Origin of the sequence: Terrabacter sp. LjRoot27 (assembly GCF_964254175.1) — a bacterium.
Lineage (GTDB): Bacteria > Actinomycetota > Actinomycetes > Actinomycetales > Dermatophilaceae > Terrabacter.
Genome location: NZ_CAXUSS020000001.1, coordinates 4,145,153 through 4,168,477, shown reverse-complemented (window position 1 = coordinate 4,168,477; position 23,325 = coordinate 4,145,153). Strand labels below are relative to the sequence as shown.

Annotated in this window: 17 protein-coding genes; all 17 read left to right on the top strand. The window is 74.0% G+C overall.

Going from position 1 to position 23,325, the window contains the following annotated elements:
• Positions 1-41: 41 nt before the first annotated feature.
• The 17 genes from ACSQ2D_RS19185 to ACSQ2D_RS19105 all read left to right on the top strand — a co-directional run bounded on the left by ACSQ2D_RS19185 (position 42) and on the right by ACSQ2D_RS19105 (position 23,275).
• Entirely contained in the window at positions 42-2,657 is a 2,616-nt protein-coding gene (locus tag ACSQ2D_RS19185) for a phage tail sheath subtilisin-like domain-containing protein (RefSeq protein WP_435987505.1), read from the top strand.
• A 65-nt stretch (positions 2,658-2,722) separates the two neighbouring features.
• Positions 2,723-3,160, top strand: a complete 438-nt coding sequence (locus ACSQ2D_RS19180) for a phage tail protein (protein WP_056774549.1) — start codon at positions 2,723-2,725, stop codon at positions 3,158-3,160.
• A 3-nt stretch (positions 3,161-3,163) separates the two neighbouring features.
• Positions 3,164-3,625, top strand: coding sequence for a phage tail protein (locus tag ACSQ2D_RS19175; protein WP_435987504.1), 462 nt, complete (start codon positions 3,164-3,166; stop codon positions 3,623-3,625).
• Positions 3,626-3,793: a DUF5908 family protein gene (locus ACSQ2D_RS19170; RefSeq protein ID WP_435987503.1), complete on the top strand. Its 168-nt coding sequence runs from the start codon at positions 3,626-3,628 to the stop codon at positions 3,791-3,793.
• On the top strand, positions 3,790-4,464 hold the full coding sequence (locus ACSQ2D_RS19165; protein ID WP_435987502.1) for a CIS tube protein: 675 nt from the start codon (positions 3,790-3,792) through the stop codon (positions 4,462-4,464). Before ACSQ2D_RS19170 ends, ACSQ2D_RS19165 begins: the two co-directional genes overlap by 4 nt.
• A complete protein-coding gene (locus tag ACSQ2D_RS19160; protein ID WP_435987501.1) occupies positions 4,461-6,212 on the top strand; it encodes a phage baseplate assembly protein V in 1,752 nt (583 codons plus the stop codon). The genes ACSQ2D_RS19165 and ACSQ2D_RS19160 overlap by 4 nt, the downstream gene beginning before the upstream one ends.
• A 55-nt stretch (positions 6,213-6,267) precedes the next feature.
• Entirely contained in the window at positions 6,268-6,543 is a 276-nt protein-coding gene (locus ACSQ2D_RS19155) for a PAAR domain-containing protein (RefSeq protein ID WP_256794385.1), read from the top strand.
• Entirely contained in the window at positions 6,540-7,001 is a 462-nt protein-coding gene (locus ACSQ2D_RS19150) for a GPW/gp25 family protein (protein ID WP_435987500.1), read from the top strand. The genes ACSQ2D_RS19155 and ACSQ2D_RS19150 overlap by 4 nt, the downstream gene beginning before the upstream one ends.
• Positions 6,998-9,715, top strand: a complete 2,718-nt coding sequence (locus tag ACSQ2D_RS19145) for a baseplate J/gp47 family protein (RefSeq protein ID WP_435987499.1) — start codon at positions 6,998-7,000, stop codon at positions 9,713-9,715. The genes ACSQ2D_RS19150 and ACSQ2D_RS19145 overlap by 4 nt, the downstream gene beginning before the upstream one ends.
• Positions 9,712-11,466 (top strand): hypothetical protein, encoded by a 1,755-nt coding sequence (locus tag ACSQ2D_RS19140; protein ID WP_435987498.1) that lies wholly within the window; start codon positions 9,712-9,714, stop codon positions 11,464-11,466. The genes ACSQ2D_RS19145 and ACSQ2D_RS19140 overlap by 4 nt, the downstream gene beginning before the upstream one ends.
• Positions 11,467-11,476: 10 nt before the next feature.
• Positions 11,477-12,385, top strand: a complete 909-nt coding sequence (locus ACSQ2D_RS19135) for a hypothetical protein (protein WP_435987497.1) — start codon at positions 11,477-11,479, stop codon at positions 12,383-12,385.
• A gap of 20 nt (positions 12,386-12,405) precedes the next feature.
• A complete protein-coding gene (locus ACSQ2D_RS19130) occupies positions 12,406-14,616 on the top strand; it encodes a hypothetical protein (protein ID WP_435987496.1) in 2,211 nt (736 codons plus the stop codon).
• Positions 14,613-15,827, top strand: a complete 1,215-nt coding sequence (locus ACSQ2D_RS19125) for a contractile injection system tape measure protein (RefSeq protein WP_435987495.1) — start codon at positions 14,613-14,615, stop codon at positions 15,825-15,827. Before ACSQ2D_RS19130 ends, ACSQ2D_RS19125 begins: the two co-directional genes overlap by 4 nt.
• Positions 15,824-17,173: an ATP-binding protein gene (locus tag ACSQ2D_RS19120; RefSeq protein WP_435987494.1), complete on the top strand. Its 1,350-nt coding sequence runs from the start codon at positions 15,824-15,826 to the stop codon at positions 17,171-17,173. Before ACSQ2D_RS19125 ends, ACSQ2D_RS19120 begins: the two co-directional genes overlap by 4 nt.
• The gene (locus ACSQ2D_RS19115; protein WP_435987493.1) at positions 17,170-22,308 is read left to right on the top strand and encodes a hypothetical protein; all 5,139 of its coding nucleotides are present in this window, start codon (positions 17,170-17,172) and stop codon (positions 22,306-22,308) included. The genes ACSQ2D_RS19120 and ACSQ2D_RS19115 overlap by 4 nt, the downstream gene beginning before the upstream one ends.
• The gene (locus ACSQ2D_RS19110; RefSeq protein ID WP_435987492.1) at positions 22,305-22,961 is read left to right on the top strand and encodes a hypothetical protein; all 657 of its coding nucleotides are present in this window, start codon (positions 22,305-22,307) and stop codon (positions 22,959-22,961) included. The genes ACSQ2D_RS19115 and ACSQ2D_RS19110 overlap by 4 nt, the downstream gene beginning before the upstream one ends.
• On the top strand, positions 22,958-23,275 hold the full coding sequence (locus ACSQ2D_RS19105; RefSeq protein WP_435987491.1) for a hypothetical protein: 318 nt from the start codon (positions 22,958-22,960) through the stop codon (positions 23,273-23,275). The genes ACSQ2D_RS19110 and ACSQ2D_RS19105 overlap by 4 nt, the downstream gene beginning before the upstream one ends.
• Positions 23,276-23,325 lie beyond the last annotated feature (50 nt).

Genomic DNA, 23,325 nt, shown 5'->3' with positions numbered 1-23,325 from the left:
CACCTGAACCGCACGAGAGAGCACGAGCCGAGGAGGGCACCGTGACGACCTACCTTTCACCCGGCGTCTACGTCGAGGAGGTCCCCTCGGGGCCGCAACCGATCGCAGCCGCCCCCACGAGCGTCGTCGCCGTGCTCGGCACGACGCGCCGGGGCCCCGTCAAGGAGCCCACGCGCGTCACCGGCTGGGCCGACTTCGTGCGCACCTTCGGGGCCGCGACGTCACGGGGCTTCACGGGCGAGTCGGTCTTCGGCTACTTCGAGAACGGCGGCCCGGCCGCCTGGATCGTCCGTGTCGACCCGTCGACCGGCGCCTCGTGGACGGCCTTCGACGTCTCCGGCACGGAGAGCTTCGACATCGAGGCGAGCTCGCCCGGCACCTGGGGCAACGACCTGGGTGTCGCGGTCTCCGCCGACGAGTCCGCCGCGTCGGGCTCCTTCTACCGCGCGGCGACGACCTCGGCGACGGGCGCCATCGCGAGCGGCGGGGGCGGCACGATCGCCGTCGCCTCGACCGCCGGGCTCAAGCCCGGTGACACCGTCGCCCTCGTGGCGGCCCCGACGAGCGGGGCGGTCGCCGCGCCGCCCACCGCCCTCGTCACGGCCCTGACCACGACGTCGATCACGGTCGGCAGCGCGAGCGCCGCCGTCACCCTCCCCGCCGGGTCGGTCGTCGCGAGCGCGGCGGCCGCGGCCGCCACCTCGGTCTTCCTCCCGTCCGGCAAGGGCTTCAGGAAGGGCGACGTCGTCGTCGCCGTCGCCCCCAACGGCACCCGCTCCAGCGCGGTCGTCACCGACGTCACGACCGCCGGCAGCGGGGTCACGCTGACCCTCGACGCGTCCCTCGGCGCGGTTCCCGGCGCGGCGTTCGTCCAGCGTCGCACCGACTACCGGGCCACCGCGACGATCGCGGGCACCCCGGCGGGGTCACCGCCCTCGCTCAACGTCTCGGCCTCGGCCCTCGCCTTCGACCGTCCGCTCACGGCGCCGATCGCGTCCGAGCTGACGGCGAGCGGAGCCGAGCACGCGGCCGCACGTCTCACGACCGGCGACGGTCGCACGGCGTCCTGGCAGACGAACCGCTTCGTCGTCGTCGGCGCCACCGCACCCCCGAGCGGACCGGTCACCGTCAACGCCCCCGTCACCGCGGTCCTGCTCGCCGACTCGGGCCTCGGGATCACCGGGCTGTCCGCCGCCGACGTCGCGAACGCCTACGGCTTCCTCCCGGCAGGTGCCAGGGTGACGTACACCGGCGCGGGCCCGACCCCCGCCGTCGTCGCGACCCGCACGGCCGGCGGGTTCACGCTCGCACCCGCCCCCGTCGCGACCGACACGTACACCGACGCGACGTTCACCCTCCAGGCCGACGCCGACGACGGCATCGCCGTCCGCTGCGCCGTGGCACCCAGGGTCGGCGACGTGCTCGGTCTCGGGACGGCATACGCCACGGTGACGGCGGTCGACGCGGCGGGGGGCGACACGTACGTGCTGCGCTTCGCGGCGGGCACCGCCGTCTCCAACACCGCCCAGGTGCGCTTCCCGCTGTATGCCGTCGAGTCGGCCTCCGTCGTCGCCGCGCGGTTCTCGCTGGCCGTGACGGTCGGTGGCGTGCTCGCCGAGACGTTCGGGGGCCTGTCCCTCAGCCCCGACCACCCGGCGTACTTCGCCAAGGACGACGTCGTCAACGGCGCCTCGTCCCTCGTCACCGTGACCGCCCGGGCGGGCGGGGCCCCGGCGGTGTCGCTCGCAGCCGCGCCCTTCTACACGGCCGTCGACCGGATCGGCGCCGACAAGGCCCCGACCAACGACGACTTCCGCGCCGGCCTGACCCGGCTCGAGGAGGTGTCCGAGCCGGCCATGGTCATCTGCCCGGACGCGCTGACGCTCGGCGACCCGCTCCTGCAGGCCGACCTCGTCGGCCAGGTCGTGACGCACTGCGAGAACTTCCGCCGCTTCGCGATCGTCGACGCGCCCGACCTCGACGACACCGACCTGCTGTCGTGGCGCAACACGACGCTCTCGAGCACGTATGCCGCCCTCTACGCCCCGCACCTGCAGATCGTCACGATCGACCCCGACTCGATCGACCGCTTCACGACCGTGCCGCCGTCGGGCTTCGTCGCGGGGGTCTTCGCCCGCACCGACCGGCTGCGCGGCGTGCACAAGGCCCCCGGCAACGAGACGGTCACCGGCATCGTCGGGCTCTCGCAGGCCTACACGCAGCGCCGGCAGGACCTGCTCAACCCCGGCGGCGTCAACCTCATCCGGGCCTTCCCGGGCCGCGGCACCCGGCTGTGGGGCGCGCGCAACGCGACCGACGACACGACGTGGCGCTACGTCAACGTCCGACGACTCTTCAACATGGTCGAGACGTCCGTCGACCGCGCCACGCAGTGGGTCGTCTTCGAGCCCAACACCGCCCAGACGTGGATCCGCGTCAAGGTCTCCGTCGAGAACTTCCTCGACCAGCAGTGGCGCGCCGGCGCGCTCGCGGGCACGAAGCCCGAGCAGGCCTACCGCGTGCGCGTCGGGCTCGGCGAGACGATGACCGAGACGGACATCGACCTCGGTCTCATCATCACCGAGGTCGCCATCGCACCGGCCAAGCCCGCCGAGTTCGTCGTCTTCCGCTTCAGCCACAAGCGGCTGTCCGAGTGACCCGCCGTGACCAGCCGACACGTGCGCCCATCGCGTGAATCCTCTTGTGAGCCAAGGAGCCTGACATGTATCCCATGACCACCCTGCACTTCACCGTCAGCTGGGGCGACCGCCAGCAGACCTCGAGCTTCTCGGAGGTGAGCGGGCTGACGATGGAGGCCGAGGTCGTCGAGTACCGCGGAGGCGCCGACCCGCAGTTCTCGACGCGCAAGCAGCCCGGACTGCGCAAGTTCTCCAACGTCACGCTCAAGCGCGGCATCGCCCCGACGGAGGCCGGCAACGGGCTCTTCGAGTGGTACAACTCCATCACCATCGGCGCGGTCGAACGTCGTGACGTCACGGTGAGCCTCCTCAACGAGGAGCGCGAGCCCGTCATGACGTGGAAGATCAAGGAGGCCTGGCCGGTCAAGATCGAGGGCCCCGGTCTCAAGTCGACCGGCACCGACGTCGCCATCGAGTCGGTCGAGTTCGCCTGCGAGGGCATCGAGATCGAGGCGAAGTAGCCGATGCTCCCGCTCGCCTCACCCGCGCTCGTGCCGTTCACGACGGCGCACTTCGTGCTGGCCATCGACGGGCTCGCGTCCGTCAGCTTCAGCAAGTGCACCGGGCTCGCGGGTGAGGTCGCCGTCGAGGAGTACCAGGAGGGCGGCGAGAACCGCTTCGCCCACCGCTTCCCGACGCGGGCGTCCTTCCCCAACCTCGTCCTCAACCAGGGCGCGGGCCCGCTCCTGGAGCTCTGGGACTGGTTCTACGAGTTCCACGTGACGGGCGTCGTCACCCCCCGTGACGGGACCGTCGTGCTCATGAGCACCGTCGAGGGCGCTCTTGCTCCGGTCCGCGTGTGGGCCTTCACCCGCGGCTGGCCGGTCAAGCTCACCGGCCCCGACCTCGACGCGCAGAGCTCGGCCGTCGCCGTCGAGGCCGTCGAGATCGCCCACCACGGGCTCGTCCTCAAGAGGGTGGTCTGAGTGCCCGTCGTCATCGGGGAGATCGTCACCGAGGTCGTCGTCGCGCCGAGGACGGATGCTGTCGGGCCGGCGCCCGACGCGGCGCTCGACGACGCGGCCATGGAGGCCCTCGTGCGGCGCGCCGTCGAGCGCGTCCTCGAGGTGCTGAGGCGGGAGTGGGACCGATGAACCTCACGGCCACGCAGCTGACGAAGCTGACCATCGACGCGTACGCCGACCTGAAGTTCGAGCAGCCCACCGGGCTGCGCTGGCAGGCCCTGCTCAACCCGACCGAGCTGTCCTTCTCGCGCAAGAACCTCTACCAGGCGACCCAGTCGGCAGGCACGTCTGCGCCCCAGCAGTCCTTCAGCGGCGGCGAGCCCGACCAGGTGCAGGTCGACCTGCTGCTCGACGGCACGGGGGTCGTCGGCGAGCCCGGTGGCATCGGCGAGCTGCTCGACGCGCTGCTCGCGCTGACGAAGTTCCAGGGCGACACGCACCAGCCCTACTACGTGCACTGCTACTGGGGGCGGTTCAGCTTCCGCGGGATCCTCACCCAGGCCGACGTGACGTACAAGCTCTTCGACCGCGCCGGCGAGCCGCTGCGGGCCACGGTCAAGCTCTCGCTCAAGGAGGCGCTGTCGCCGCAGGAGGTCGCCGCCGAGGACCGGCCGGCCTCGCCCGACCTCTACCAGACGTGGCTCGTCAAGGACGGCGACGCACTCGACGCCATCGCCGCCCGGGTCTACGGCGACCCCGCCTACTGGCGCCCGCTCGCGGCGGCCAACCGGCTGACGAACCCGCGCGGCCTCACCACCGGGCAGCTGCTCCTGCTCCCGCCGCTGGGGACGGTCCGATGACCGCGCCGAGGACCCAGCGCGACCGACCGGCCTTCGAGGTGCGGGTCGGCGGCACGGCGCTCGAGCCGATCGTCGCAGCCGACGTCGTCGAGCTCGACGTGCACGAGGAGGTCGGCCGCCACGGACGGCTCACGCTTCTCGTGCAGAACTGGGACGCCGACCAGCGCGCCGTGCGGCACAGCGACGACGGGCCGTTCACACCCGGGGCGGGCATCGCGGTCTCCATCGGCTACCACTCCGACCTCACCGAGGTCTTCGACGGCGTCATCGCCTCGCTGACGACGCACTTCCCCAGCGGCAGCCCGCCGGTGCTCCGGGTCGACGGCCGGTCGCGCTCCGTCCTCATGGACCACCCGCCGCGGTCGCGCCAGCTCGCCGACGTCACCGACGCCGACATCGCCTCGGCCCTCGCCGCGGACTACTCGCTCGAGACCGACGCGGCCGACGGCGTCACGCACCCCTTCTGGGCCAGCGACAGGGTCAGCGACTGGGACGCCCTGACACGACGGGCGGCCGAGCTCGGCTGGGTCGTCTTCGTCCGCGGCACGAAGCTCGTGCTCCGGCCGCCGTCGGCCGCGCAGGACCCGCTCGAGCTCGACTGGACCCGGTCGCTCGTCGAGCTGCACCTCACCGAGGACCTGACCCGGGCCATCGACACCGCGGTCGGGGTCGGCTGGGACGTCGACGCCGCCGAGGCGACCGAGAGCGAGCAGAGCGCCGGCGCGGCCGACCTCGACGTCGGCGACCGGCAGACGCACTCGGCCGCCGTCGGTGACGCCGGCTGGCCGCTGCGCGCCGAGCGCGTCGAGTCCGACGCGGTCGGGGCGGCCGACGAGGCCGACGCGAGGGCCGTCGCCGCCCAACGACGCTCCGCGCTCGGGCACATCCACGGCACCGGCGTCGTGCAGGGCGAGCCGGGGCTGCGCTGCGACGGCTGGCTCTCCCTCGCCGGCGTCGGACGGCGGATGTCCGGACCGCACTACGTCACCGCAGCCCGGCACCGGCTCTCGGCGCAGGGCTACGTCACCGAGTTCCAGGTGGGCTCCCCGCCACGGCTCGTCCCGCGCGCGGGCCGCGACGACGGTTCGGCCCGCTCCGGCGACCGCGGACCGGCCATCGGGATCGGGCTCGTCGAGGCGCTCGACGACCCGGCGTCGCTCAACCGCGTCAAGGTGCGACTGCCCTGGCGCAGCGACGGCGGTGACGGCGTCTGGGCCCGCCTCTCCAACGTCGACGCGGGCGACGGCTACGGCGCCGTCATCGTCCCCTCGGTCGGGCAGGAGGTGCTCGTCGGCTTCGTCGGCGGCGACCCGGCACACCCCGTCGTCCTCGGCTCGCTCTACAACGGCAGCCAGCAGCCACCCCTGACCGTCGACCCGGACACGAACGCCGTGCGCGCCTTCGTCTCACCCGACCAGCACACCCTCCGCCTCGAGGACGGCGACGCCAGCGCGGTCACCCTCCAGACCGGCAAGGGCCACTCGATCGTGTTGTCCGACAAGGACTCCGAGGTCGTCATCACCCACAAGGACAGCGGCAACGCGATCCGGCTGTCGGGCGACGGCATCGAGCTGACCGCGGCGCAGGGCGACATCACGCTCTCGTCGTCGTCCGGGACCATCTCGCTCGACTCGCTCAAGCTCGCCGCCAAGGCGTCGGGGCCGTCGAGCATCGAGAGCTCGGCGACCCTCGACGTCAAGGCCTCGGGATCGCTGGGGCTCAAGGGATCTCTCGTGACCATCAACTAGCCGGACAGCATCCGGTCCGGACCACCACACCAACGACAGCGAACGAGGAGGAGACATGCCGGGGGCAGCACGCGTCGGTGACACCACCGCGCACGGGGGCACGGTCGTCGGACCGGGCGTCGCCACCGTGCTCATCGCCGGGATGCCGGCCGCCGTCCTGGGCGACATGCACGCCTGCGTCATCCCTCCGCCGTCGCACATCCCCGCCAGTCCCTTCGTCGCCGGCTCCGCGACGGTCCTCGTCCAGGGCCGACCGGCCCTGCGCGCCGGTGACGCCTGCGGCTGCGGCGCGTCGGTCGTCGTGGGCAGCCCGACGGTGGTGATCGGATGAGCACCACGGACTACCCGCAGGTCGGACGCGGCTGGGCGTTCCCGCCGCGCTGGGAGCGCGCGGACGTCGACGGCACGGGCGGCACGGGCGGCACGGGCGGCACGGGCACCACCGGGTCCGTCGACGTCGTGACGAACGACGGCGCCGAGCACGTCGGCGAGGCGCTCGTCCTGCTCCTGCGCACCATGATCGGCAGCCGCGTCATGCGACCCGAGCTCGGCGCAGGGGTCGACCGCTACGTCTTCGAGCCCCGCACCTCGGAGGCCTGCCACCGGCTCGCCGACGACGTGCGCCGCGCTCTCGTGCTCGGCGAGCCGCGGGTCATCGTCGACGCCGTCGAGGCGGTCCCGGCGGGCGAGGCCGACGACCGGGTCGACGTCACCATCGAGTTCCGCATCGACCGGCACCGGCGACCGACGAGTCTCGTCGTGCCCTTCTACCTCGCGGGTGCCTCATGACCGCGGGAGGGCGCACCCCGGAGCAGGTCGTCGCCGCGATGGCCGCCGCCGCACGGCTGACGCCCTACGACGCCGACGAGACCTGGGCCGACGTGCTCTTCGCGGCGGACCCGGACGGCGCGACGGCGCCCTCGCCGGCCGGAGCGCCCGACCGGGAGCTGCTCGCCGCGGTCGCCGCCGAGTACGCCGCCCTCGACGCGCACCTCGCCATCCTTCCGGAGCGGACCCGGCGGACGTGGCTCGAGGACGTCCTCGGCATCGGTCGCCTGCCCGCCCTGCCCGACCGCGTCGTCGCCCACGCGACCGTCGACCCCAAGGCGGCACCCGCCGTGCTGCCGCCGGGCACGCCCCTGCGCGGCGGCAAGGACGCCTTCGGCAACGAGCGCCGCTACGTCACCCTCGACGCCCTGACGGCGCACGGCGCAGCCCTGACCGGCGTGCGGTCCTTCGCGCCCGGAGATCCCGGCCGTGCCCACGGGGTCGCGGCCGCGGCGCCCGACTTCCCGCTGCGTCCATCGGCAGGTCCGGAGGCCACGCACTCCCTCCGGATCCACTCACCGGCCCTCGCCTTCGACGGAGGCGACCTCACGGCGCAGGTCGCCTTCACGGGTGCGGCCGGCACGGACGGCCTGTCCGTCCTCGTGTGGCGCTGGTCGCGGGCCGACGGCACGACGAGCGGGACGACCGGCGGCACCGTCTCCGGGTCGACCGTCACGGTCACGCTGACCGGTGGCTGCGGTGCGCTCGACGGCGAGACCCCGTGGATCGAGGGCGTCGTCGCGACCGGAGCGCCGGTGCCCGTGGGCTTCTCGTTCACCGGGGCCACCGTCCGCGTGACGAACCGGACGGCATACGTCCCCGAGGCGGCCTTCTACAACGACGGAGCGGTCGACGTCACCAAGGAGTTCCAGCCGTTCGGTGCCGTCGCGAAGCGCGGCGACGCCTTCTACGTCCGGTCGGACGAGGCGTTCGGCAAGGCGCTCGCGACGGTCGAGGTCGCGGTCTCGGTCATGCAGGAGGGCGGCGCACCCCTCTCGTCGTCGGCCGGCGGCACGGGCATCCCCGTCTGGCTCGCCGACACCCTCAAGACGCAGCTGATGAGCATCAAGACCACCCTTGGGTCGCAGTACGCCGCTGTCGAGACACAGTGGACGTCCATCTACGGCGCCGTCTCGACGACGACGACGCCGTCGGTCGTGTGGCAGCGCCGCGAGGACGGGGCCTGGAAACCGGTCGGGACGGCATCGTCGAGCTTCGGCACGCTCTCGGCCACGGTGAGCGGGTCCGTCGTCGCCTCCGAGACCTTCGCGGTCGCGGGTCAGCCGGGCCACTACCTCCGGGCCTTCCTCGTCCAGGGCGACTTCGGCTGGACCGACTACCAGACCAAGGTCGCCGACTTCGCGACGCGTGCCGTCGCGGGGACGACTCCCAAGCCGACGATGCCGCCCGTGCCGGTGCCACCCATCGCGTCCGCCGTGACGGTGCGCTACACGACGAACCCCGTCGAGGCCACGCTCGTCGAGTCGAGCAGCGGGTGGCGCCGACAGAGCCGGGCCGGAGGGGCGGCCGGACGCTTCACCCCGTTCCGGCTCGTCGTGTCCGACCTCGGGGCCACGGGCATGGTCGCCATCGGTCTCGAGCTGCCCGACGCCGCCCTCGGGTCGAGCGTCTCGCTCTACCTCGACGTCGACTCCGCGTCGCCGTGCGGCAGCTCCGACACGGTCGCCGCCTCGTGGCAGTTCTGGGACGGCACGACGTGGTCGCCGCTCGCCGTCGCCGACGGCTCGCGGCAGCTCCGCGAAGCCGGTCTGCTCCGCTTCGTCGCCCCGCGCACCTGGGCCGTCGGGTGCGTCGACGTCTCGGCCGACACCGGCCGCTGGGTGCGGATCGAGACCGACCAGCCGGGGCGCCTCGGCGTGCTCCTCGCCGTGGTCGTCGACGCCGTCGTGGCCGAGTTCGTCTCCCGGGCAGCGGATCCCGGGCTCGACCCCAGCTCGGCCCAGGCCGTGCCCGTCGGCACGATCAAGGGCACCCTCGCGCCCGTCATCGGCGTCAAGAAGGTCACCAACCTCGCGTCGGTGCGTGGCAGGGCGCCGGAGACGGATGCCGCCTACCTCGCGCGTGCCTCGGCACGGGTGCGCCACCGCGACCGTGCCCTGACCCCGTGGGACCTCGAGCAGCACGTCGCCCTCGCCCTCCCCGAGGTCGCCGCCGTGCTGTGCCTGCCGCACACCGGCAGCGACGGGCTGCGGGCCCCCGGTCACGTCGGCCTCGTCGTCGTGCCGGACCGTCCGCTCGACGTCGCACCCCGGCCGTCCGTGAGCCTCGCGGGCCGCGTCGTCGACCTCGTGCAGCCTCGGGCGCCGATCGGTGCCACCCTCCACGTGCTCTGTCCGGACTACCGGCCCGTCACCGTCGTCGCGTCGATCCGGCTCCGCCCGGGCGTCGCCGCGCTGACGGGCACCCAGGCGATCAGCGCAGCCCTCGAGCGGGTGCTCCACCCCACGGGCACCGTCCCCGTCCGCTGGGGTCGGGACCTCTACGCCTCGACCCTCATCGCCTTCCTCGAGCGCCAGCCCGACGTCGACGTCGTCCTCGACTTCGCCCTGCACGACGGGTCGGGCGGCACCGTGGAGGTCGTCACCGTCGACCCGTGCCGCGGGCTCTACTGCTCGTCCGGCGACCACCGCCTCTCGTGCGAGGAGCAGCTGTGAGTCCACGACCGGCCACCGGGCCGTCCACCGAGCAGGCCACGCCGATCACGCGGTTCGTGCCCGTCGCCCCCGACGCGGACTGGGAGACGGTGCGGGCCCGCATGGTCGACCACCTCACCGCGACGGCGACACCCGCGTGGACCGACCACAACGCCGCCGACCCCGGCATCACCCTGCTCGAGGTCCTCGCCTACGGCCTCGCCGACCTGCACTACCGGGCCGCCGAGCGGCACCTCGACGACTGGCCGCTCGAGGTGCGCGCCTGGGAGGCCGACGCGGGTCGGCACTGGGACACGACGCTCCCCGCCGGCCGGTGGGACCCCGAGACCGACCCGTCCGACCCTGCCCTCGCCGCCGGGGACCTCGCACCGCTGTCGGCCCTCGCCGACGCCCTCGCCGCACCGGCGACGTCCGCGACGGTGCTCGAGCCCCTCGTCCGCGACTGCCGGTCACGCGCCGACGCGGTCGCCCTGCTGTCGGCCGAGCCGTGGGCGAGCGCCTTCCGGCCCGCGGACCGCCCGGCGATGGTCGCGCTCATGCGCAGCCGGCTCGTGCGCCAGGTCGCGCAGGAGCAGGCCGGCGTCGTCGCCTCCGCCGTGTCGGCCGCCTACGCCGACGCGGTCGCGGCAGCGCCACGGCGCAGCGACCCCGACGCGCCGCTCGACGTCCCGGCCATCGACGCCGCGGCCGCTGCCGAGCTCGCCTGGTCGCTGCCGCTCTGGGACGAGGAGGTCGTCGCCCTCGTGCGCCGAGAGCGGCGGCGACGCTCGCGCGAGGTGCTCACCGACCACCTCGACGGCGTGCGCGTGACGACCGCCGACACCCTCGCGGCCACCCGGGCCACCCTGGCCCTCGCGGGGCTCGACGCCGACGAGGTGACGTATTCCGTCGCGGCCGCCCCGCAGGCCGCCGGCCTGCTCCCGGAGGACCTCGAGGACGAGCAGGGACGCTCCCTCGTGTGGCCACCGCACCCGGTGCAGGCGCTGACGTGCGAGCCCGTGACGGCCGACGACTACGCCCGCCGCGCCCGGGCCCACCCGGACGTCGTGCGCGCGTGGACCGTCCGGGGCCGGCTGCGCGGCATCGCGTGGAACGGGCTGCCCACCGACGCCATCCCGTCCGTCGCCGTCGACGAGCACGCCTCCGCCCTGACCCTCGTGGTCGAGAGCCGCACCGAGCCCACCACACCCGCACGCCGGGCCGCCTTCCTGCGCGACGTCCTCACGACGGCCATCGGGCCCGAGGCCGGTGCGCCGTTCCCCGACTGGCGCGACGACGTCGACGACCTCGAGCCGCGACGCGTCGTCTGCGACGAGGTCGGCGCGAGCCTGCTCGAGCGCGCACCCGTCCTCGTCCAGGCGACCCTCGTCACCGAGGTCGGCGCCAACCGCGAGGCCGTCGTCGACGACGCGCGGGCCCGCATCACCGCCTTCTTCGAGCGCGGGCGGCCCGAGACGTTCGCCCCCAGCCCGGCGCCGGTCGTCGACGGGCCCTGGCCTCGTCATGACCAGCCCACCTTCGGCTGGGTGCCGGGGGAGTCGGTGCGCTTCACCGAGGTCGTCGAGGCCATCGTCGGCAACCCGCTCGTCCGCGGCGTCGAGGACCTCGCGATGAAGGTCGACGGGGACCCCGACTTCCTCCCTGCGAGCCACGGCTACCTCCCGATCCCGCGCAACGCGGTGCCCCGGCTCGCGGACGCCCGCTGCATCCGGGTGCGCTTCTCGCTGACGAGCCGGTGCGGCGATGCGTAGCCCCGGACCGGTGGGTTCGGCCACCACTCCCACGCGCGGACCCGACCACACCCGCCTCGCGTCGCAGCTGCCCGCCGTCTACCAGGAGGACGAGGTCTCGTTCGCCCAGGTCGACGCCTACCTCGGCCTCGCCGACGAGCTGAGCCACGCGGTCGTCGAGCACCTCGAGGACCTGCTCACGGCCCTCGGGCCCGACGCGACGCTGCGCTGGCCCGCCGACCTGCCCCTCGACGCGGGTGCGGACGCGCTCCTCGCACACCACCTCGACACCTACGACGAGGTCGCGCGGTGGGCGAGCGTGACGTTCCCGACGAGCTGGCCCGGCACCGAGCGTGGCCTCCAGCAGCGCCGCGAGCTCCTCGCCCGCTGCACCCGGCTCTGGCGCCGCCGCGGAACGCCACGCGGCTTCCTCAGCTGGTTCTGCCTGTGGTTCGACCTGCCCGCCGCCGGCCGGCCCTACCTGCTCGAGCACTTCAAGGCACCGGGCGCCGGCCTCACCGCCGAGGCCTACACCGCGACCCTCTTCGTCCCGACGAGCGTCCCCGTGCCGAGCACCGGTGACCCGTCGACGGCGAAGGGCTTCGTCGACTGGGAGCGGCGCGAGGAGGCCGTCGACTTCGTCCGGCGCTACGCCCCCGCGCACGTCGACCTGCGCGTCTGCTTCACCGACCCGGCGGTCTTCACCGACCTCGCGGTGCTCGCGTCCCCGCCGACGCTCCCGCCCACGCCCACGGCGGACGAGGTGACGGCATACGCCCTCGCCGTCCAGCAGCAGCAGGCCGACCTCAACGCGCTCCTGTGCTCCGTCGTGTCGGTCGTGAGCCACGCGAGCGGCATCCACCTCTACGAGTGCATCGACGCCGGCCGAGGCGTCGACCGCCTCGGCGTCGGCCTCCTGCCGACCGGTTCGACGACGTGAGTCCCGAAGGGAAACCAGCGATGGCAGACAACCAGTACCCCGTCTTCGTGGACGGCCAGACCCTCACCGAGGCCGAGCTCAACGACCTCAGGGACTTCCTCCACCAGCGCGACCGCCTCGTCGGGCGCCTCGTCGGCTTCGGCGTCAACGCCGGCCTCGGCGGCACCGTGTCGACGCCGACGACCCTCACGGTCGGGCCCGGGCTCGCGATCGACCAGCGCGGTGAGCCGCTGATCCTCGCGGCGGAACAGACGCTGGCCCTGCCGCCCGTCGCCGAGTCGGTGGCCTACGACTTCGTCGACGCGGCACCCGGCGCCTTCAGCGTCGTCCTCGAGGCGACCGACACCGTCGAGCCCACCCCTGACTGCGGCGAGTCGGGCTGCGCGGGGCACGCCGAGCTGCACACCCGCGGTGTCGCCGTTCGGGTCGTCGCCGGCCGCGTCACAGGCACCCGGATGGACTTCGCGGCCGAGCCCCTCCTCACCGTCGAGCCGATCCGCCTCGCCCTCGACTCCTCGCCGATCAACTCCTACCCGACGCTGCGCAACGCCATCGCCGCCCGGCTGACCAACGGCACCCAGCCCCTCGTCGACCCCACCCTCATCGCGAAGCTGCAGGCCACGTCGATCGCGAGCACCGACACGGCGGGCGTCAGGGGCTACAAGTGCGGCTGGCTCAACATGGTGCTCTTCGCGACCCTCGACCTGCTGCGCGTCCGCGCCCTGCTGGCCCTCACGTGGGACCGCGACACGACGCGCCCCGGGGTTGTGCTCGGCTGGCTCCACCAGGTGTCGAGCACGTGGGTCTTCGACTGCGCCTACCGGCACGCGTGGGAGCCGCCACGCGGCTTCACCGAGGCCTTCCTCGGGGGCTCGTGCACCGACCCTGCCGGCGCCTTCCGCGACGAGGTCGAGGCGCTCCTCGCCGGCTTCGCCCCACCCGACCCGGCGCCCGTCGGTGACCCCAAGCCGCCCGTCGCCTGCCCCGTCGGGTCCATCCGCGTCGGCGACAAGTGCATCAAGATCGTCTTCCCGCCCAAGGAGATCCCGGACAGGTGGCGGCACACGTGGGTCTTCGACCCGCGCGAACCGGTGTGGAACCCGCCCATCAAGACGTGGGAGCGGCCCGACGTCGTCTACGAACGGCAGCCCGTCGACGTCCTCGGCGAGCAGGAGTTCCCGCTCACCGACTTCCTCGGTCACGACGCGAACGACGTCAAGACGGTGCTCGGCGGCTTCATCGCAGGGCAGGGTGCCATCGCCGACGTCCGGGTCATGTCGGCCGGGGACGTCATGACCCTCGACGGTTATGCGCCGGCCGGCGGCTTCGCGGCCTCGGACTCCGTCGTGCTCGGCACCGACGCGAACGGCGTCGTCGTCTCGACGGGGCGCGTCCCGACGGTGCAGAACGTGCGGACCGTGGGGTCGGCGCTGCCGGCGGCCGTGGGCGCGGCGACCGAGGCGATGGCGGCGGCCACCGAGCTGCGTGGCCTGTCGACCGGCTTCGAGACCCACCTCGGGCAGCTCGACCAGACGGTCGCCGGGCTCGGCGGCACCATGACGCTGCTCCAGACCGACTTCACGTCGTTCCGCGGCAGCTTCGACGCGGTGACGATCACGAACCGCCTCGGTGAGCTCGAGTCCGGCATCAAGCGCATCGACACGGTCCAGAACCGGATCGACGTCCTCGAGGGCAAGGTCGAGGTCATCTCGAAGTTCGGCGACGGCATCAAGCTCGACCCCAAGGTCGGTGGCGGCGGCGTCATCGCCGTCGACCCCAACATCGGCACGCACATCGGGGGTGGGGTCGTCAGCGGCCCCGGGGGCGGTGGCGTCATCAGCGGCCCGGGCGTCGGCGGGATCGGTGGCATCGGTGGGATCGGTGGGATCGTCAAGCCGTCGGGCCAGGTCGACCGCGAGCTCGCCCAGGGCGTCGCCGACTTCGCTCGGACGACCGTCGACGCGCTGCGGTCGCTGCCCAACCCGCGCAACCGCAGCTTCAGCCGGTATGCCGCAGCGGCCGACCGCGCCCACGCCGCCCTCGCGCAGGCGGTGGCACCCCCGGACACGCCGGAGGAGGCCGTGGAGTCGGTCGAGCCCGCGGCCCTGACGGCGGCGACGCTCGAGGTGCTCGGCACGCTCCGCACGCTCGTCAAGGCATCGGGTGTGTCCAAGGACGTGGGTCGGCAGCTCGACGCGCAGCTGCGTGACCTCGGGGGCCTGGTGCCGTGACCGACGTGGCCGTCGACGTGCTGCGCCTGCGCGGGCCGGGCGCGCGACGACTCGCGCGCGTCGCGGCCACGGCGCTCCCTGCGGCCCTCGACCGGGCCCTCGCCGACATCGGCGACGTCCGGCTCGACCACGTGCTCGTGACGCTCGACCTGTCCGTCGACGACTACGACGACGAGACGCTGGCGCTGCTGTGGGCCGACGCGATCCGCGCGCAGGTGCTCGCCGACGGGGGCGGTGCTGGCGCGACGGCCGTGGCCCGTGGCGGCGCCGACGCGTCGCCGCCTGCGCGCCCCCGGCGCTCGCCGGTCGACGTCGCCACGGGGGCCCGGCTCTGGGTGGGTGCCGCCGGCCCGCGGCCCGCCGACCTCCCGGGCGCCGTGCTGGCCCTCGCGGACCCGCAGGTCGCGGCCACGGTCCGAGCCGAGCTAGAGGTCGCCGAGTGGCTTGCGGTCGTCGACATGGTCGCGAGAGCCGTTGCGCCGCAAGGGCTTCCAGCGGGAGGCCCAGTGCCGAAAGAGCCCTGGCCACGGTCCTTGTCGGAGCCGACGGAGCGACCCGACGCGCCGGGGGCGGACGCTGGCACGGCCGACGTCGCCTCGGGGCAGCAGGGCGCGGCTCGCGCGGACGCGTCGCCCGCTCTTCACGACGAGACCCAGGTGCTCGCCCGCCTCGCGGCCGTCGCCCAGGTCGCGCCGGAGAGCGGTGCCCCCGTCGTCGTCGCCGACCTCACCCGGGCGGCCGGTCTCGTCCTGCTCTACCCGTGGCTCGCCGACCACTGCCGTCGCGCCGAGGCGCTGCACCCCCGGCTCGACCCGGTCGACGTCCGCGAGGCGGCACTCGCCGCCGTCGTCGACCCCGACGACCCGTCGCTCGTCGACGACCCGCTCGTCCGGCTCCTCGCCGGCCGCCCACCGGCAGCCGACGTCGAGTCCCGAGCACGTATGCCGCTCAGCGGAGCCCGCGAGGTCGCCGAGTCCGCGAGCGGCGTGCTCGCCGGCTTCGCGGGGCTGCTCCCGGGCTTCGAGCGGTCGAGCGAGGCCTTCGTGCGGGCGTCCTGGGTCGTGCGCGCCGGACTGCTCGACACCGACCGCGACCCCGCGCTGCTCACCGCCGCCGCGCACCCGCTCGACGTGCTGCTGCCGCGCCTGCCCTATCCGGTCGGCCTGCTCAAGCTGCCGTGGTCCCCGCCCGTCACCGTGAGGTTCCGGTGAGAGCCGGACCGGAGCCGCTGTCGGGGACCTCCCGCACCGCGGGCGGGCCGCCGGAGGTCGACGAGCTGCGCGCGGCCTTCGAGATGATCGACGCGCTCGTGGCCGTGCGCATCGAGGAGCGCCGGGGTGGACCCGCGGGCCGACCGCTCGGCATCGAGGGCGACGGCGAGGGACTGCCGTCGATCGAGCGCTTCGCCGGGGTCGGGCCCCTCGCCGAGCTCGTCACGCTCACCGGGCTGTCCGCGGCCGAGGCGGTCCTCCTCGTCGCCGCGGTCGCGCCGCACGCCGACGAGCGCTTCGCCGTGCGCTACGGCGCCCTGACGGACCGACCGTCCGTCGTCGGCCTGACCGGCGAGGTGGCCCGCACCCTCGTGGCCCGGTCGTTCCGCGGCCGCCTCGACGCCACCGTCCTGCTGTCGTCGCAGGGGCGCCTGCGCGCCCAGGGCCTGCTGTCCCTCGACCCGCCCGGCGACCTGTCCGGGGTGCTGCGCCCCGACCCGTCCCTCGTCGCCTGGCTGCTGGGGCTGCCCGAGGAGGCGCCCGTCGCGTCCTCGGACTTCCCGGCCCGCCCGCTGACGACCGTCCACACCCTCGCCGACGTCGTGCTCCCCGCAGCCGCCAGGGGCCGGATCGACGACCTCGCGGGCCGGATCACCCAGCGCGACACCGTCGTCGACGACTGGGGCTTCGGCGCCCACCACGACAACGCGAGCGGCCTCATCGCCCTCTTCCACGGCCCGCCGGGCACCGGGAAGACGATGACGGCCGCGGCACTGGCAGCGTCAGCCGGCCTCCCGGCATACCTCGTCGACCTCTCGGCGCTCGTGTCGAAGTACATCGGCGAGACGGAGAAGGCCCTCGCGAAGGTCTTCGAGCGGGCGGCACGCGAGCGCTGCGTCCTCGTCTTCGACGAGGCGGACGCGGTCTTCGGGGCGCGCACGGAGGTCGGCGACGCGCACGACCGCTACGCCAACCAGGAGGTGTCCTACCTGCTGTCGCGGGTCGAGCAGCACCCCGGCATCGTCGTGCTCACCTCGAACCTGCTCGCCAACATCGACACCGCCTTCCAGCGGCGCATCCACGTCATGGTCGAGTTCCCCGAGCCGGGACCGGGCGAGCGCGAACGACTCTGGGCCGCAGTGGCGCCCGCGTCGCTGCCGATGGACGCGTCGATCGACCTGGGCGACCTCGCACGCCGTTACCCGCTGACGGGGGCGCAGATCCGGGACGCGACGCTCGACGCGGCCTACCTCGCCGCGTCGAACGGCCGGGTCGTGACGACCGACCACCTCCTCGACGGCATCCGTCGCCAGTTCGAGAAGGCGGGGCGGACGGTGCCGCGGTGAGCACGCCGGTCACGACCCGGGCGGGACCGGGGCCCGGCGCGGACGCCGAGCGTGCGTCCAAGGGCTCGACGCGGTCGCCGCGGGACGCCGTCGCGCCGCGGTCGCCGGTCGGCGAGGACGCGCCGGTGCTCGGGAGCGTGCCACACCCGGTGGGCGACGCAGCCGTGGTCGCGCTCGACCCGGCCACGACCGCAGGTGGCCTCTCGGCCGTGCAGGCGGAGTGGGGTGTCGACGGCGGTGCCGTGGTGCTGAGCGGACGGGCCCCCTTCACCGAGCTGACGGGTCGGGCCGGCTTCCGGTCCGACGGGTCGCTCGACGGGACCGTCGAGATGCGCGCCCGGGTCGGCCTGCTCGGGCTGCACCTCGGCGAGGCGACCTGGCGCGTCGAGGGCTGGAGCCCCGAGCAGGCCCTGTCGGCGCCCGCTGTCACGCTGCGGGGCACGACGCTCGGCGTCGACCTACGTGCGCTGCCGGCCGAGGCGGGCTGGTCCGCGCCGGAGGGCGTCGACGCACCCCGCGCCGGGGACCGGGCGACGATCCACCTGCCTGGCGACGTGGTGCCTCCGGGGCTGCCGCTGACGCCGCGTGTGGCCGAGGTCTACCGGGGGCTGCTCGGCGTCGACGTCAGCGGCATCCGCGTCCACCCGGACGCCCCCGTCGCCGGCGCACCCGCCTTCGTCACCGACGAGGACCTCTTCCTCGCGCCCGGCGTCTACGGCGTCGACAGCCCCGAGATGCTCGCCGTGCTCGACGCAGCGGTGCGCGCCGCGCTGGGCGGCCTCTTCGGCGCCGTCACGGGCGAGCCGGCACCGCTCGTGCCGCCCGCCCCGCCGACCCCGGCCGCGCCGCCCGCCGACACGACCGTCGTCCCGGCCACCGTGCCGGAGGGAGCAGCGTCGAGCGCGGTCGCGGAGGGCGCAGCCGCGCGCACGGGAGAGGCGACGGGCGAGGCGACGGGGGAGGCGTCGACGGCGGGCGCGGGCGAGACCCCCGAGCAGGCCACGGCAGCCGTGGCCGGGCCCGGCGCGGAGGGCGCCGGGACCGGGACCTCGGCGGACGGCATACCCGGTGGCGCCGACGGGAGTGCGGCGGAGGGCGAGGCCGCCCCGCCGGTCGAGCTGATCATGCCCGAGCCGCCGGCGACGCTCACACCTGCTGCGGCGGCCCGGGGCGGCTCGGTCGCCGGGGGAGCGCGCAGCGCAGCCGGAGCGGCGCGCGACCTGCCGACGGCCGACGCCAACGTCGCCGACTCCCGCGGGGCCGTGACCGAGCCGGCCGCGGAGACGGCGGCCCGCGCCCGTGAGGAGCTCGCCGCAGAGCTGGGTGAACGGCCCGCTCCGAGCCCCGAGATCGTCGCCCTGTGCGAGCGCATCCGGACGGCGATCCGGGAGAACCGGCCCGAGGACGAGGACGAGCTCCTCGAGACCGACCCGACGCATGAGGCCCAGGCGGCCGGCGCCACGATCACGGGGTCGGTCGAGACGCAGACCGCGGAGGTCGGCAGCAGCTACGACGCCATGGGCTCTCCGCCCGCCGGGACCCCGGCCCTGACCCCGACCCCGATCGCCGCGCCCTCGCCGACGTCACCGGGGATGGGCGTCGACGCGGCCGGAGCGGCTCCCGACCCGATCCCGCCGGAGAACACCTCGCTCGACGCCGACGTCGCGGCCACCGACCAGCGGATCGCCGACTCCGGCATCGACACCCGGGTGACGCAGGAGATCCCGGACGGACCGTTCGCGGAGGCCCGGGCCGCGCGCGGCGAGCTGGGGGAGGCCGCGACGCGGACGCCGCAGCAGATCCAGGCCGAGCAGCAGCAGGCCATCGACACGGCCCAGGGCGACATGGCGGCGCTGCAGCAGCAGGCCGTCGCGGCGATGCGCGCCTCGCGGTCCGGCACCGTGGGCGCCGTCGGCGGCGCCCAGGGCGGCATGGTCACGTCCGAGGAGCAGACCCGCGAGTCGGTCTCCACGCGGGCCCAGGGCATCTACGACCAGGCGCAGACGCAGGTCAACGCCCTGCTCGAGCCACTGAGCCGCACCGCGATCGCCCGCTGGGACGCCGGCCTCGCGCGGCTCTCGCAGGACTTCCACGACACCCTCGACCGGGTCAAGCGCTGGATCGACGACCGGCACTCCGGGGTCGGCGGCGCGATCCTCGCCGTCGGCGACTACATCGGCGGGCTGCCCGACTGGGTGACGGACGAGTACAACCGCGCCGAGCGGGAGTTCGGCGACGGCGTCTGCACCCTGCTCACCGACATCTCGAGCGACGTCAACGGCGTCGTCGCCGCGGCGCAGGCCGTCATCAACCACGCGCGCGACGACATCGACACGGCGTTCCGGGCCATGGAGGAGGAGTTCCCGGAGTGGGCGGCGCAGGAGCGGGCGCGGTTCGCCGGGATGCTCGACGGCCTGAGCCAGCGCGTCACCGACGCCCAGACGAGCTTCGTGCGCGACGTGTCGCAGCGGGCCGTCCAGGCCGTCAACGAGGTGCACGCCGAGGCACAGGCACGCCGGGACGAGGCCGGCGGGCTCATCGGCCGGGTCGTCGCCGCCATCGAGGAGTTCATCGACGACCCGGTGCGGGCCATCATCAACGGCCTGCTCCGTCTCGTCGGCATCCCGCCGGCAGCCTTCTGGGCGTTGATCGCCCGCATCGAGCAGGTCATCTCGGACATCGCCGACGACCCCGAGAACTTCATCAACAACCTCGTCGCCGGGGTCAAGCAGGGCTTCGAGCAGTTCTTCGACCACTTCGGCACGCACGTGCTGCACGGCTTCTGGGACTGGCTCTTCTCCGGGCTCGAGACACCGATCCCGATGCCTCGCGACTTCTCGGCGCGCTCGCTCTTCTCCTTCGCGCTCCAGCTCATGGGCGTCACGTGGCCGCGCGTGCGCGAGATCCTCGTGCGGCACATCGGGCCGACGGCCGTCGAGGTCATCGAGGCGGCGTGGCAGCTCGTCTCGGTCCTCATCGAGCGCGGACCCGAGGGGCTCGTCGAGCTCGTCAAGGAGCAGCTGACCCCCGAGAACATCGTCAACATGATCCTCGAGGCGGCGGTGCAGTACCTCGTGGAGACGCTCATCCAGCAGGTCGTCGTCCGCGTCATCGGGATGCTCAACCCGGTGGGCGCCATCGCCCAGGCCATCGACCTCATCTACCAGGTGTGCTCGTGGATCTTCCGCAACGCGGCCCGGATCTTCCGGTTCGTCGAGGCCATCGTCAACGGCATGGCCGACGTCATCGCCGGCAACATCGGCGGCCTCGCGGCGGCCGTCGAGCGCTCGCTCGCCTCCCTCATCCCGCCCGTCATCGACTTCCTCGCCGGCCTCTGCCACCTCGGCGGGCTGCCCGGCGAGATCGCCGACGTCATCACCCGCATGCAGGCGGTCGTCTATGCCGCCATGGACCGGGTCATCGGCTTCCTCGCCGAGCGGGGTCGGGCGCTGCTGGCGCGCATGGGGATCGGTGGCGACCCCGAGGAGGCCGGCCACAACGACGACTCCGAGCTCGGCACGACGGTGCGCTTCAGCGCCGCCCACGAGGCCCACCGCACGTGGATCGACCGCTCCGGGAACGATGCCACCCTCATGGTCGCCTCCACCCCGACGGCGATCCGCGACAAGGCGGCCGAGTGGCGGGGGCGGCTGTCCGCCATCGAGAACGCCGAGGACCGCTCGGCGGCCGAGGCCAAGCTGACCGAGCTCGACGGGCTGCTCACGTCGATGGACGCCGACGCGGACGCGCTCGCCCAGGCCTTCGAGGCGGCCAACCGCGACCCGCGCGACGACCAGGAGCCGCCGTCTGACAACTCGCTCGAGTCCCGGCAGCGCGGTCTCGCCTCGGTCCTGCGCGAGTGCTTCGAGCTCTTCGAGGAGAAGGACCCCGACGAGTATCTCCGCGACATCGCCTCGCACCTCCAGGGACACGGGTCCGAGTACGCCGCGACGGTCGCCTCGCAGTGGGAGCCCACCATCGGTCGGGCCAAGGTCGCGCCGGACGGCACGACGCCGATCTGGGAGCCGAGCGTCGTGTCCACCGACGGTGCGCGCAGCTACCTCGGCCAGGGCTCGACGCACCGGCAGCTGCTGCCGTGGTTCCTCGTCGGCAGCCAGCGCAACCCGCGGTCGGCCTCGTCGGGCACGTTCAAGAACCACGCGTTCGAGACCGACTCGCCCGACCCGGCCCACACGGTGCGCACCGACTTCCTGCGCGTGCTGGGCAGCGACACGGTGACGCGGATGGTCCGGGTCGCGAACCGCACCATCACGACCGAGGACAACTCGGCCCTGCTGCGCCAGATCCAGACGATGACCTACACGGCGTCCGGGGGCCGCTGGGGGTCGTTCGTCGGCCTGCCCGCCGACGTCGTCAACCCGCTCATCAAGACGGCGATCACCCGAGCCGGCGACGTCATCGCCTTCCTGCGGGCCATGGTGTCGCCTGGCAGCTCGAACGGGGTCACGTGGGCCCAGTTCATCGCCGTCTGGAACGCCAGCGCCGAGACGAAGAACTACGTCAAGCGGCTCTTCCGCAACGTCGAGCCGGCGAGCCACGAGTGGATCACGACGGGTTTCATCCCGCGGGTCATCGAGACCGCGGTCGAGACGGCCAACACCGGCAACATCCGCGACGGCCTCCGGTGGGTCGTCGCGCACAACACGCTGCGGTCGCCGACCCGCTACGTGCTGCACCCGCCCGTCGTCACGACCACGCGGGCCCCGCGAGGCGTGCGCGCAGCGGACAGCACGGTGGCTACGGTGCGGATGTCGGGTCACGTCGGCGCCTTCCGCGACCCGGCCGACCCGACCTCGATGACCGGCACGATGGGCACGGAGGAGTTCCATGACTGGCTACGCACCGAGTTCAACGCGCAGAACGGCCTCGGCCCGCTGGCCTACATCCAGCACCTGCAGTCGCAGCTGCCCGGGCGCGTCTGGGACGGCGGCGTCGGGATGATCCCGGAGAGTGCCCTGAACCAGCCCGTCGGCATGCTCTTCCGTCTCGAGAGCGGTGAGGACGCAGCCCTGACCGTGGCCCAGCTCGCCTTCCGGCAGCGTCTCAACTGGCAGCGCATCCAGGCCAGCTTCGCGGCGTCGTCCGCGGCCGTCGCTGCGGAGACCGGCGCATGACGACCGACGTGGACCGGGCCCTGGCCGAGCTCGTCGGAGCCGGCGCCGTCCCTCCCGGCACCCCGCCCGGTGAGGTCGTCGACCTCATCGTGTCGCACGCGCGCTCCCTGGCCGGGCTCGAGCACTTCGAGCGCCTCGAGACCCTGTCGCTCATCGCGTGCGACGTCGGTGACTACTCGGTCCTGTCGTCGCTGGGCCGGCTCCGCGTGCTCGCCGTCGAGAACAGCGACCTCGCCGACCTCTCACCCCTCGCAGGCCTACCTCTGCAGGTGGTGTCCTTGCGCCGCAACCGGATCCGCGATGCGTCAGCCGTCATCGGCCTGGGCGGGGTGCAGGTGCTCGATCTGACGGGCAACCCCCTCGACGAGCCGAGCCGCACGGCGGCCGCCGGCCTCGACGGGCCGCTCGTGACCCTCGACGACCCCGATCTCGCCGAGGTGAACATCGAGCTCGCCGACTCCGGCGTGCCCGTCGTCGGCTACCGCGTCGGCGACGCCGTGTGGGCCTGCTCGACCGGACTCGACCTGACCGCCCGCCCCGAGGCGGGTCACGTCGTCACCTCGCTCGACCAGCTCGCTGCGGTGGCACGCGGGGAGCGCAGCCCACGCGACCTGCTGGGGCTTGCGACGGACGACTCGAGGGAGGGCACATGAGCGACGAACCCGACGAGACGGCATACGGCCCCGGGACGCGGTGGGTGGCACGGCAGAGCGGGAGCACGCCCGAGGAGCTGACCTCCTCACCTGCCGCGGCGGTGGCCGCGGTCGGCGAGGCCGTGCGTCAGGTGGCCGCGCTCGCCGCCCGGCTCGAGTCCTCCGACCCCGAGGTCAGGGCGGCGGCGCAGGCGGAGGCCGACGAGCTGCGCCGCCAGGTCGAGACCGAGCCGACGCCGGGGGAGCGGTTCGGCTCACGCGTCGCCCAGGTGCTGCGCGACGCCGCCGAGCGGCTCGACCGTCCGCGGAGCTGAGGCCGGGCCACGAGGACACATCGAGCTGCGCCCCGAAGCTGGTCGCACGC

What these genes read in the sequence shown, in the direction of transcription:
- ACSQ2D_RS19180 (WP_056774549.1), top strand. Translation starts at nt 2,723, where the DNA reads ATGTATCCCATGACCACCCTGCACTTCACCGTCAGCTGGGGCGACCGC.
- ACSQ2D_RS19175 (WP_435987504.1), top strand. Translation starts at nt 3,164, where the DNA reads ATGCTCCCGCTCGCCTCACCCGCGCTCGTGCCGTTCACGACGGCGCAC.
- ACSQ2D_RS19165 (WP_435987502.1), top strand. Translation starts at nt 3,790, where the DNA reads ATGAACCTCACGGCCACGCAGCTGACGAAGCTGACCATCGACGCGTAC.
- ACSQ2D_RS19160 (WP_435987501.1), top strand. Translation starts at nt 4,461, where the DNA reads ATGACCGCGCCGAGGACCCAGCGCGACCGACCGGCCTTCGAGGTGCGG.
- ACSQ2D_RS19155 (WP_256794385.1), top strand. Translation starts at nt 6,268, where the DNA reads ATGCCGGGGGCAGCACGCGTCGGTGACACCACCGCGCACGGGGGCACG.
- ACSQ2D_RS19150 (WP_435987500.1), top strand. Translation starts at nt 6,540, where the DNA reads ATGAGCACCACGGACTACCCGCAGGTCGGACGCGGCTGGGCGTTCCCG.
- ACSQ2D_RS19145 (WP_435987499.1), top strand. Translation starts at nt 6,998, where the DNA reads ATGACCGCGGGAGGGCGCACCCCGGAGCAGGTCGTCGCCGCGATGGCC.
- ACSQ2D_RS19130 (WP_435987496.1), top strand. Translation starts at nt 12,406, where the DNA reads ATGGCAGACAACCAGTACCCCGTCTTCGTGGACGGCCAGACCCTCACC.
- ACSQ2D_RS19110 (WP_435987492.1), top strand. Translation starts at nt 22,305, where the DNA reads ATGACGACCGACGTGGACCGGGCCCTGGCCGAGCTCGTCGGAGCCGGC.
- ACSQ2D_RS19105 (WP_435987491.1), top strand. Translation starts at nt 22,958, where the DNA reads ATGAGCGACGAACCCGACGAGACGGCATACGGCCCCGGGACGCGGTGG.